Source organism: Sporosarcina sp. P7 (assembly GCF_002743425.1).
In the GTDB taxonomy this organism is placed as follows: domain Bacteria; phylum Bacillota; class Bacilli; order Bacillales_A; family Planococcaceae; genus Sporosarcina.
Window position 1 is genome coordinate 87,772 of the sequence record NZ_PDZF01000009.1, and the last position, 11,805, is coordinate 99,576.

At 40.9% G+C, this 11,805-nt stretch carries 8 protein-coding genes; 5 read left to right on the top strand and 3 right to left on the bottom strand.

Annotation, left to right across the window (positions count from 1 at the left end; genetic code table 11):
* Positions 1-13 precede the first annotated feature (13 nt).
* The 3 genes from CSV60_RS10290 to CSV60_RS10300 all read right to left on the bottom strand — a co-directional run bounded on the left by CSV60_RS10290 (position 14) and on the right by CSV60_RS10300 (position 3,629).
* Positions 14-1,747 carry an AAA family ATPase gene (locus tag CSV60_RS10290; RefSeq protein WP_099636935.1) on the bottom strand — a complete coding sequence of 578 codons (1,734 nt, stop codon included), beginning with the start codon at positions 1,745-1,747 and terminating at the stop codon, positions 14-16.
* 270 nt (positions 1,748-2,017) lie between these two features.
* Positions 2,018-2,557, bottom strand: a complete 540-nt coding sequence (locus CSV60_RS10295) for a GDYXXLXY domain-containing protein (RefSeq protein WP_099631741.1) — start codon at positions 2,555-2,557, stop codon at positions 2,018-2,020.
* Positions 2,547-3,629, bottom strand: a complete 1,083-nt coding sequence (locus CSV60_RS10300) for a DUF2157 domain-containing protein (protein ID WP_099631742.1) — start codon at positions 3,627-3,629, stop codon at positions 2,547-2,549. Before CSV60_RS10300 ends, CSV60_RS10295 begins: the two co-directional genes overlap by 11 nt.
* Positions 3,630-3,873: 244 nt before the next feature.
* Here CSV60_RS10300 and efeO point away from each other — a divergent pair, with 244 nt between their 5' ends.
* The 5 genes from efeO to cysI all read left to right on the top strand — a co-directional run bounded on the left by efeO (position 3,874) and on the right by cysI (position 11,620).
* Positions 3,874-4,722: an iron uptake system protein EfeO gene (gene efeO, locus CSV60_RS10305; protein WP_099631743.1), complete on the top strand. Its 849-nt coding sequence runs from the start codon at positions 3,874-3,876 to the stop codon at positions 4,720-4,722.
* Between the two features lie 4 nt (positions 4,723-4,726).
* Positions 4,727-6,004 carry an iron uptake transporter deferrochelatase/peroxidase subunit gene (gene efeB / locus CSV60_RS10310; protein WP_099636936.1) on the top strand — a complete coding sequence of 426 codons (1,278 nt, stop codon included), beginning with the start codon at positions 4,727-4,729 and terminating at the stop codon, positions 6,002-6,004.
* Positions 5,979-7,730 (top strand): FTR1 family iron permease, encoded by a 1,752-nt coding sequence (locus tag CSV60_RS10315; protein ID WP_233189599.1) that lies wholly within the window; start codon positions 5,979-5,981, stop codon positions 7,728-7,730. The genes efeB and CSV60_RS10315 overlap by 26 nt, the downstream gene beginning before the upstream one ends.
* A gap of 325 nt (positions 7,731-8,055) precedes the next feature.
* Entirely contained in the window at positions 8,056-9,870 is a 1,815-nt protein-coding gene (locus CSV60_RS10320; protein WP_099636965.1) for an assimilatory sulfite reductase (NADPH) flavoprotein subunit, read from the top strand.
* Positions 9,871-9,895: 25 nt separating this feature from the next.
* Positions 9,896-11,620: an assimilatory sulfite reductase (NADPH) hemoprotein subunit gene (gene cysI / locus CSV60_RS10325; RefSeq protein ID WP_099636937.1), complete on the top strand. Its 1,725-nt coding sequence runs from the start codon at positions 9,896-9,898 to the stop codon at positions 11,618-11,620.
* Positions 11,621-11,805: the final 185 nt, after the last annotated feature.

The window sequence follows — 11,805 nt, forward strand, 5'->3', positions numbered from 1 at the left end:
CGCTGTTTTGCTATCAGATAAACACTACCGCATCTTTAGGAGTCGACAACTCGACTATGCGTTGTACTTCGTCACCTTCAAGCGTTTCTTCTTTATATAGTGCATTGACTAACTCTTCAAATTGATATGCGTGCTCCTTAATGAGCGTTTCCGTCTTTTGCGCAGCTTGATCAAATAGCATTTGCATTTTTTCTTCACGTTCAGCTTTATTGAAGATCAAAGAAAATCCTTCTTGGAACAATCCAGTATTCACCATACGCTCAAGAATGTCTTTGGCCTGTTCCACATCGCCTCCAACTCCGATACTGTGCTCCCCCAAATAGAGACGCTCTGCAATGCCGCCCGCTAAAATCATACTGACTTGATCAAGCAATTCGCTAGCAGTAGATAAATGTAATTCCTTTTGAATAGGGGCTACATAACCGAGTGCTTGACCCCTTGGAATAATCGTCGCTTTTCTTACAGAACCTGGCTTTGTAAGAGCAGCGATGATGGCATGTCCGGATTCGTGAATGGCTACACGACGCTTTGTTTCTTGGTCGCTTAACGTGCGTGCTGTATTTCCAAGGATTGTCCGGTCAATTGCAAAATCTAAATCATGCTTCTCGATTAATTTCCGTCCTTCGCGAATGGCCCGGCGGCTGGCTGTTTCGAACAAGCTACTTATTTCTGCGCCAGAAAAACCTGAAGTGCTATCTGCAAGTGTATCGAGAGACGCGGCCACATTAGGAGCCAACGTTTTGCCGTTTGTATGGATATCGATAATTTCGCGACGTCCTTTTGTATCCGGCAATTGAACATGAAAAGTAAAGTCGATACGCCCAGGTCGCAAGAATGCATCATCCAGCATATCTTTCCGATTCGTAGCTGCAATGAATAAAACACCGTCATTATCATTACCACCGTCAAGTTGAACAAGTAGTTCCGTTAACGTCTTTTCAGATTCTTCTCCACCATGTTCTTTTCGTTTTCCAGCCAACGCATCTACTTCGTCTATAAAGATCACAGCAGGACGTTGTTTGCGTGCATTTTCAAAAAGTGTACGTACTCGTGAAGCTCCAACACCTACAAATAATTCTGTAAAGGCTGCTCCACTAGAAGAATAAAAAGTAGCTCCTATTTCTTTAGCGATAGCTTGAGCTAGTAATGTTTTACCTGTCCCCGGAGGTCCATAAAGTAAAATACCTTGAGGCAAAGCAATGCCCATTTCATTTGCCGCTTCAGGGTTTTTGAATACTTCTAACGTCTGTTGGATTTCATCCTTCATTTCTTGAGGGATTCCACCGATATCATCCATTGTGATGTCAGGTAGGGGAGTCGCCTTTGACGCTTGATGCTTCATAGCTGACGCGCCAATATTGAGCTTACCTTTTTTATGAAGAATGAAAAGTGTCAAAAGAGCTGCCAATACAAGCCCACCAAAAATCCAACCGCCCATCGAACTCTCTGCTTTATATTGATACGTTACATTATATTTCTGTACTAAGTCATCCACTAATGTACTTTGCGGACGCACCATCGTGCTGTATGTTGTGTTATCTACAATGATGGATAACTTTCCTTTGGCCGTTTCGTTTAATAAGACACCAGCACCTGATTGTTCAGCAATCAGTTTTTCCATCTGAGCAAATGAAACTTCTTTTCCTCCAGTGGGTAGTAAATAGTTCCAAGTGACACCTGCTGCAATGGCCGTGACAAAGAGGGCTACGACAAAAATCTTTGATGCTAATTTTGAAATAGGCTTCAAGTTCAGCTCCAGCTCCTTTAGTGAATTACCTAAATTATACGTAAAAGTAGTAGTTTTGTATAGTGTGTAAACAGAAAAAATAGTTACAAATTCAAGAACTTGTGAGGAAATACCTAAAGAGACACAAGCGAATGAAGTAAGTGGCAGTACTACACCCCGAAGCCGACTTCTCACTACCTTCAAAAAGATAACCAACTAAAAAAAGCCCCTACTCGAAATCGTATATACCACGACCTCCAGTGAGGGCTTCCGCTACTCCAATAAAGTGACCTATTTAGGCCGTACATCTTCTAATACAGCAAAACCATCACGAACTTTTATATCTGCAAGCAATTGACCTTTGCGTGACAAATCTTCCAACTGCATACCCGTATTTTCAGCTACATAGAAACGATCAGGAAGGAAGTTTGCAAAATACATTTGATTTTCATCGATATTGTGTTCACCGTAGTAATACATATCACCTTTTAAAAAAAGGCCATCGCTTGGTTTCTTATGTGTAACGGTCTTTAACCCATATACATCTCCTTCTTCTTGTTCTAAAACTGCATATACTGTCAGTCTTCCAGTATCATGTTTGGAGAATTCTTTAATGAGCGCAGGGTCAAGACTTTCTTTGGAGAATTCTTCAATCGCAAATTGAAGACTAACATAATCACCATAAAGAATATCGCGCGGGTCGACAGGTACTGTTTCCAATGTGATGGTTTTACCTGTTTTCACTGTGTATAAAGGTTTCCAAGTCATCGCTAACAGGAGGATGATTGGGACGATTAAGGCAATAAGAAATAGATTCCGTTTATTCTTCATGACGTTTCACCGTCTCTCGTCGTGATTTTTCAAACCAGAATCCAAAGCCGATCAACAGCAAACCACCTATGATGAAAAATAATGACTTTGGCATGAAGTCATATGTGATATCCGTGTAATAACGGTAGATTAACGCACATGTGATCAAGATGGCTGGTAAGCTGTCTTTCTTTAGAAGATAAATCAATAAGATAACGAATATAGCGGTGAAGATATAAGGTATAGAATCACCAAATCGTACATCATCCCATATGAATGGGAACGTTAGCATCATGCCCGTGATTCCAAATAATACGGAACCCGTCCAAGACGACTCTGTACGATACTGTTTTAAAGGTGCGAGTGCAAGAAATACACCTAATACAAAGACAATCAAGACGGAAATCCATTCCTCAACATGGAAGAATTCTAGCATATTGACGATAAAAGCTACACTAAGCAATACATTCATAACAAACAACGCACTTTTTCTTCTGAATCGCGTTTCATTCATCCAGAACAGTAGAGGAATCAATAGAAGTAGCCAAAAAGGACCGAAGCTTCCAACTTCATACGTTGTGAAAGCACTAAAGCTGTAAATAATAAAAAATGCACTAGCAAATACAGCGAGCAATTGATCTTTTACATAATAGGCAAGTGGCAGGATTCCGATCCCCCATAATAGGAAATCTGTATACACCGTATGTTGTAAATGAAAGCTCTGACCAATTAGGAATATTCCAGCTCCAAAAATGGCAGCCCCGATATAATACATACTGCGAGACGTTTTTTCGTAATTGCTTTCAAGCTTGTATCCTGCGAAGTATGCCAAGACCATGCCAACGATGATTAATCCGAGCTTAAAGAATGGCGTTAGTAAAGCCCAGTTACCTGCGATAAAACTCAGTATTCCTATCCCCACTAATATAGCCCCGAAAGCCAGCAAGATTCTCACGAAATTAGTGCCACCTTTAGATTCATATAGCGAGAGCATTTCGTTGGCATCTACTTCTTTCATTTTGCCTTGCTGTTGTAGAAAAGAAAACTCTTGTTGCAAGAAAGTCAATTGTTGCTTACTGACCTTTCTTTTCATACTAAATCCCTCCTTTCATAATAGTTACTAAGTGGACTAATAAACACATTATATGTTACAGAATATCAGGAATGAAAAGGTTCTCACAGAAATTATCTAGTTAAATATAGTATCTCGTATATTTTCTAAAAACACAATAAATACTAGAAAGATACATATTTATCCTTTAATTGCCTATTGACATTCATTTGAGAACGATTATCATTGAAAACATAAAATTAAACTGTGGGAAGTAGGAAGAAATATGAAACAAACACTAGTAACAGCTTTCGCTTTAACAACAGGAATTCTCCTATCAGGTTGCGGGGCAGCTGAAGAATCTGTCGAAAAAACGCCAGTAGCGACTGAAGAAGTCGACTTAACTGCTGAAACTGATGCATATAAAGAATTTGCGCTTGAACAAATGGATGAATTCGTTATAAACACAGAAAAATTTGTCACGGCTGTTAAGGCGGGTGATTTAGAAGAAGCAAAGAAAATCTATCCTGTAGCTAGAATGTATTTTGAACGCTCTGAACCAATTGCGGAAAGTTTCGGAGACTTGGATCCACGAATCGATGCACGTCTGGCAGATGTTCAAGAACAGGGTCAGGGAGAAGAGGAATGGTCTGGCTATCATAAAATTGAGTACGGTCTATGGGTGGAAAATACAATTGAAGGATACGAAGATGTTGCCGACCAATTGCTTAAGGATGCAAAAGAACTGCGTGCACGTGTAGAAACAGTTGAAGTATCGCCTGATTTAATGATCACTGGAGCAGTCGATTTACTGAATGAAGTTTCTACTTCTAAAATAACTGGTGAAGAAGAAATTTATTCTCACACCGATCTATATGACTTTAAAGCAAATATTGAAGGTGCAGAAAAAATCTATGAAATTCTTAAGGATAAGATGGCAGCGAAAGATCAGCAACTAGTCGATGAACTCGAAACTAAATTCCAAACCATTAATAGTCTACTTGCCGAATATGAAGATGAAAATGGCGGCTATATATCCTATGAAGAATTAACAAAGGAAGATACAAAATCGCTATCAGAAGCGGTAAATCAATTAGGTGAACCATTAAGTATGATGGGCATCGTAACGGAGTGATTTTATGACGGACCGAACTGAAGAAAGATTCTATGAAAAGAAAATTTCACGTCGTCAAATGTTGAAATATACAGGTGCAGGTGCTGCTGGTGTTGCGATCGGAGCATCGGGTCTTGGCGGTGTTTTCAAAGTGTTTGGAATGGCTGAGGAGGAAGATAATCCACGCTCGAAGAATAAGATTAATTTTTATGGAAAGCACCAATCCGGAATCGCGACTGAATGCCAAAGTTACATATATTTTGCTTCGTTACATGTCTTGGTGAATTCACAACAGGAATTGATGGATCTTTTTAAAATGTGGACTCCCATTGCTGTACGCCTGATGAATGGCGAACAGATTGATGGTCAGACCTCCAATATGCTCATTCCATCAAAAGATACGGGGGAAGTAGTCGGGTTAGATGCTTCAAATTTAACATTGACGTTTGGTGTTGGTCCGTCACTATTTGAAAAAGAGTCACTAGGTTTAGCGTCAAAAAAGCCTGCTGAACTGAAAGATTTACCTCACTTCCCGAAAGATCAACTAGATCCTGCATATACAGGAGGAGATATTTGTATTCAAGCATGTGCAGATGACCCGCAAGTTGCATTTCATGCTGTTCGAAACTTAGTACGTGCAGCTTCAGGAAAAGTATCATTGAAATGGACACAGGCAGGCTTTAATTCTTACCCAATGAAGGGGAAGAAAAAAGAGACGCCAAGAAACTTATTTGCGTTTAAAGATGGTTCTGTCAATCCGAATGGATCCAGAGAATCCGAAATGAATGAAGTTGCTTGGGTTGATGCAAGTCAATCAAAAGATTGGATGACCAATGGCACGTACATGGCTGTCCGTCGAGTGCAGATGCATTTGGAAACATGGGACAGAACAGCACTGCAGGAACAAGAAGCGACATTTGGCCGCCATCGTGATACGGGGGCGCCATTAGGTAAAGAAAAAGAGATGGACGAAGTAGACTTGGATGAAAAGGATACAAACGGTGCGTATATTATTTCTGAAAATTCTCATGTTCGTCTGGCTAAAAAGACCAAACAGAAGATCTATCGTCGTTCATTCTCTTATAGTTCCGGTGTCATGGATTCAACAGGTACATTCGATGCGGGTTTATTGTTTATTTCGTTCCAAAAAGATCCTGAACAATTTATTGCAATCCAAAACAGTTTTGGTCGTAAAGATAAATTAAATGAATATATTACTCATCGCGGCAGTGCGTTATTCGCCTGCTTCCCTGGGATCCAAAAGGGAGGCTTTATCGGTGACTCACTCTTCTCGATTATATAGATGGATTGCAGTACTGTTGATTATTGCATTCATGCCGATTCGTCCAGCAATTGCCGATACAGAAACAAATTATAGTGATCTGTATATTTCTATCAGTGATTCCATTATGCAAACTAAGAAAGCAAACGATGCGGCGGCACTGACATCTTTACGAGAATTCGAAACGATTTGGAAACAACAGAATCTAGAGAGTTCGGAGTACACGTTGGAAATCGATAAAACGTTAAAAAAAACAATACAAGCTGACTCGGAAACACGCGGAGTGCTATTGAGTTCATTATCTAAGGCGGTACATGAATTGGAAAAGTCGGAAAATCCAGTTGATGAACAAGCAGAGCAAGAAGAATTCGGTAAATTGATGGAACCGGCACTTGCTGAATTGAATCAGGCTATTAAGTTAGGTTCGCTAGAAGAAATCGAAGAGGCGAATCAGCAGTTCATTTCTACTTGGACACGCAATGAACGTCCAGTGCGAGAGCAAAGTATTTCAGCATATGGTGCAATTGAAACGAGTATGGCATTCATGAGAATCGCGTTAGCGGAAGAAGAACCTGATCTTGATCTGTTGCGGACGCAGTTTGATGAATTAACCGTCACGGTAGACCAGTTCGTCTCCGGGACGTTGAAAGAGACAGCGACTGAAGACTATTCTTTGACCACATTGATTGCACTACTAGATGAAAGCTCAGAATCAGTGCGAAATGGAGAGCTTGTTGAAGCGAAGAAATCATTGAGCGAGTTCATTAAAATTTGGCCGAATGTGGAAGGGGAAGTACGTACGAAAAATGTCTCTCTTTATACAGAACTTGAAAATGAACTGCCTATGATGATTGGTCAATTGTCTAATAGTGGATATAACCTTGACAAGGCTGTGTATCAGTTAAAAAATTTCAAACAGCAAATTGCCTTATTGCAAACAAATGACGGTTTCAGTTTCTGGGATTCAGCACTGATCTTATTACGTGAAGGTCTAGAAGCGTTGTTGATTATTATGGCACTATTATCATTCTTAACGAATGCTAATCAACAAGCTATGCGTAAATGGGTGTATGTTGGAGTGGGTGCTGGCATGACGCTTAGTGTCGTAGTAGCGATTATGATGTCTACGGTATTGCATTCTGTCACGATTGGCAATAATCGTGAAATGATGGAAGGCTATGTTGGTCTCATTGCTGCAGCACTGATGATCGGTGTCGGGATTTGGATGCATCAAAAATCTACTGTCGCCTCGTGGAATCGTTATATATCTAGACAAATGGGACAGGCAATTTCAAAAGGTAGCATACTCGCTATGGCTTCGGTTAGCTTTCTTTCTGTATTTAGAGAAGGTGCAGAAACAATGGTCTTTTATGCAGGAATTGCGCCAAAAATGTCTACTGCGGAATTTGTGTTGGGGATATTGCTAGCGGTTGTCATATTGGCGGTCGTCGCAGTTATCCTCATGAAGCTCAGCCATCGAATCCCAATCCATCGCTTCTTCGCAGTGGCGACGATATTAATTTATGTACTTGCTTTCAAGATTATTGGTGTCAGTCTGCATACGTTACAGTTGACGAACGTGATCAACTCAACGGTGCAACCCGGTTTGCCGATTATAGACTTTATTGGTTTTTATCCGACCAATGAAACGATTACGGCACAACTTGGTTTACTAGTCATCATCTTAGTGGCTGCCTGGATACGAAAAGCAGGTAAACGCTCCAACGTACAACTTTCGAATTACTAAAATAGAATGTCCTAGAAGTTATTGTACTTCAACAGGGCATTCTTTTACGTGTTTCTAAGTTCAAAGTTTTTGCTAATAGTTGTAGTAGGTTAACTAGTGATTTCGAAGGGAAACTGTCCTTTCGAAGTGCAAATCACCACAAGGAAAACCTATCAATCTGTACTATTACTATAGATACCACACTCCGTATCAAAAGCCTACTTGACTAATAGGAATAATCATAATACAATGAAACCATCTTAAAAACAGTTGTCAGTCTAGTCAGATTTTCTGCAACATTAAGCAATAATAAAAAATACAATTAGAGGTTGCGAGGGTGATGAATATGGCGTTACAAGTAACGAACAGTCCTTTTAGTGAAGAACAAGTAGAATTGCTCAATCGTTTATTACCGAGCATTACAGAAACACAGCAAAGTTGGTTGAGTGGTTACTTAACAGCTGTCAGCTCAGCTTCAATACCATCGGCTGACGTCGCTGTATTAGAACGTCCCGCTATAGAAATTCCGACGGCAGTAAAAGAAATAACTGTTCTTTATGGCTCACAAACAGGTAACGGACAGGGAATCGCTGAACAAGCGGCAGCCAAGTTAAAAGAACAATCTTTTGATGTGACAATCCAGTCTATGAATGATTTCAAGCCGAATAATCTGAAGAAAATTGAAAATCTATTACTGGTCGTCAGTACGCATGGAGAAGGAGATCCACCTGATACAGCGTTGCCATTCTATGAGTTTTTGCATGGAAAACGTGCTCCGAAACTAGATCATCTCCATTATTCAGTATTGGCACTTGGCGATAGCTCGTACGAATTTTTCTGTAAAACAGGCGCTGATTTTGATCAGAAACTATCCGAACTAGGCGCAGTTCAGTTAGCTCCACGAGTAGATTGTGATTTAGATTATGATGAGCCGGCAGCGCAGTGGCTATCAGCGGTGGAAGTGTCGTTAGAAATTCAATCTGGCGGTCAATCGGCTGCAGCTAGTGTAGAAGTGGAAAGCCCATCATCTACTCAGTACTCACGCACCAACCCGTTTAATGCAGAAGTACTTGAAAATATAAATCTAAACGGCCGTGGTTCTAATAAAGAGACGCGTCATGTGGAGATTTCATTAGAAGGATCGGGATTGACATATAAGCCGGGTGACAGTGTAGGGATTTTCCCAACGAATAAATCCGACTTAGTCGATGAGATTATTAAGTTAGGAAGCTGGAATGCAGAAGAAACAGTGGAAATCAACTCACAAGGGGAACGCCGTGCTTTACGTATCGCATTACTTCATCACTTAGAGATTACCGTAGTAACTAAACCGCTACTTGAAAAACTGACTAATTACTCTAAGTCAGAAGAGTTGAAGCGACTCCTAAATAAAGAAAATGCGGATGAGTTTCGTGCGTATGTCGATGGACGGGACTTATACGATGCATTAATGGACTTTGGACCAGTAGAAGCTTCAGAACAACAACTGGTGGGAATTCTTCGTAAATTGCCAGCAAGATTATATTCAATTGCCAGTAGCCTAGAAGCGAACCCTGAAGAAGTGCATCTGACAATTGGTGCTGTTCGTTACGAAGCGCATGGTCGCGACAGACAAGGCGTGTGTTCTATCCAATGTGCAGAAAATCTTGAGCCGGGAGATACATTGCCGATTTATATCCATAAAAATGATAATTTCCGTTTACCACCTAATTCGGAAACACCGATTATTATGATAGGGCCAGGGACGGGTATCGCGCCATTCCGTTCATTCATTGAAGAACGTAGTGAAACAGGAGCGGAAGGAAAGTCTTGGTTGTTCTTTGGAGATCAGCATTATGTGACCGATTTCTATTATCAAACGGAGTGGCAAAATTACGTGAAGGATGGCACGTTAACACGCCTCGATGTAGCTTTTTCACGTGATACGGATGAAAAAGTATATGTACAACATCGTATGAAACAAGCGAGTCAAGAACTGTATCAATGGATTGAAGAAGGTGCAGTGATTTATGTATGTGGTGATGAACAGAACATGGCAAAAGACGTCCACGCGACTTTGCTGGAAATTCTTCAACTAGAAGGCGGCAAATCACTTGAAGAAGCCGAACAATTCATCACACAGTTAGTTCAAGAGAAACGCTATCAGCGAGATGTCTATTAAGTAATTTGAAAGGAAGTGTGGGAGCATGTCTTCAACAACAAAACCAATCCATATACAAGATGGAGCGCCGAGTGATGTAGAAGAAATTAAAATTAAAAGTGATTACTTGCGTGGTAGTCTCATTGAAACGATGAATGACTCTATCAGTTCCGGAATTCCAGATGATGATAACCGTCTGATGAAATTCCACGGCAGTTATTTGCAGGATGACCGAGATCTGCGGGTCGAGCGTCAGCGCCAAAAATTAGAGCCTGCCTATCAGTTCATGATCCGCGTGCGGACACCAGCTGGCTTTGCCACGCCAAAACAATGGCTGGTTATGGATGAATTGGCACATAAATATGGTAATGGAACATTAAAGTTAACAACACGCCAAGCGTTCCAAATGCATGGTATTTTGAAATGGAATATGAAAAAAAATATCCAGGAAATGAATGATGCATTACTGGATTCTATCGCCGCTTGTGGTGACGTCAACCGAAACGTCATGTGCAGTCCGAATCCGAATCAGTCATCGGTTCACGCGGAAATATATGAGTGGTCGAAGCGATTAAGCTTAGACTTGTTGCCACAAACAACGGCTTATCATGAAATTTGGTTGGATGAGGAAAAAGTTGTGGATACGGCAGGGGAAGAAGTAGAGCCAATCTATGGCGCGACCTATTTGCCTAGAAAGTTCAAAATTGGAATAGCGGTACCTCCAATGAATGATATTGATGTATTTTCTCAAGACATTGGATTAATTGCGATAGTAGAAAATGAAAAATTAGTCGGCTTCAACGTTGCGGTAGGTGGCGGCATGGGAATGGCGCATGGCGATGAGCAGACGTATCCGCAGTTAGCACGCTTAATCGGTTTTGTGCCTGCTGATCAAGTGGTGGAGGTAGCGAAGCACTTGATGATGATCCAGCGTGACAATGGAAACCGTTCTGTACGAAAATATGCACGATTTAAGTATACAATTGATTCTCGAGGATTAGATTGGCTAGTCAGCGAACTTCATAGCCGTCTAGGCTGGGAGTTGGAAGAAACACGCCCTTATCACTTTGACCATAACGGAGATCGCTATGGATGGGTTGCAGCAGAAAATGATCGCTGGAATTATACATTCTTTATTGAAAACGGTCGAGTGCGTGATACAGAAAACTATAAATTGATGACCGCACTTCGTGAAATTGCAGAGATCCACACAGGTGATTTCCGCTTGAGTCCGAATCAAAACTTAGTATTAGGTGATGTAGCGGATTCAAATAAAAAGAATATAGAAGAAATTATTGCGAAATACGGGTTAGAATCACCAACAGAGCAGTCAGCGCTGCGTAAGAACTCTATGGCATGTGTATCGCTACCGACTTGTGGATTAGCGATGGCGGAGGCCGAGCGATATCTACCTTCATTGATCACGAAAATCGAAGGCTTGCTCGACGAGGCAGGGCTAGGGGATGAAGAGATCGTAACGCGTATGACAGGTTGCCCGAATGGTTGTGCACGTCCAGCGATAGCGGAACTAGGTTTCATCGGTAAAGGACCCGGCAAGTACAATATGTATTTAGGTGGCGGTTTTTCGGGACAACGCTTGAGCAAGATCTACCGTGAAAATATTGGAGAAGAAGAGATCTTAAGTGAATTAGGACCTATATTAAAACGTTATGCGAAAGAACGCGATGACGGAGAGCACTTCGGAGACTTTGTGATACGTGCTGGCATTGTGGCAGAAACTACGGACGGAACCAATTTCCATACGGTGTGATTAAATAAGTAGAGCAGCTAGAGTAAAAACTAGCTGCTCTTTTTTAAGTTTTGAAAAAATTCGTAGAAGTGAATTGTATGTATATAGTAGAGAAAGAGTTTAGGATTGGTGTACTCGATGAACTGTAATGGAAGTTGTGAGAAAAGTGAAACTTATTATGTGATAGAGCGTACAAATAAGAGAAG

Bases quoted from the DNA above. Each gene is read 5' to 3' on its own strand.
- CSV60_RS10295 (WP_099631741.1), bottom strand. From the start codon at position 2,557: ATGAAGAATAAACGGAATCTATTTCTTATTGCCTTAATCGTCCCAATC.
- CSV60_RS10300 (WP_099631742.1), bottom strand. From the start codon at position 3,629: ATGAAAAGAAAGGTCAGTAAGCAACAATTGACTTTCTTGCAACAAGAG.
- efeO (WP_099631743.1), top strand. From the start codon at position 3,874: ATGAAACAAACACTAGTAACAGCTTTCGCTTTAACAACAGGAATTCTC.
- efeB (WP_099636936.1), top strand. From the start codon at position 4,727: ATGACGGACCGAACTGAAGAAAGATTCTATGAAAAGAAAATTTCACGT.
- CSV60_RS10320 (WP_099636965.1), top strand. From the start codon at position 8,056: ATGGCGTTACAAGTAACGAACAGTCCTTTTAGTGAAGAACAAGTAGAA.
- cysI (WP_099636937.1), top strand. From the start codon at position 9,896: ATGTCTTCAACAACAAAACCAATCCATATACAAGATGGAGCGCCGAGT.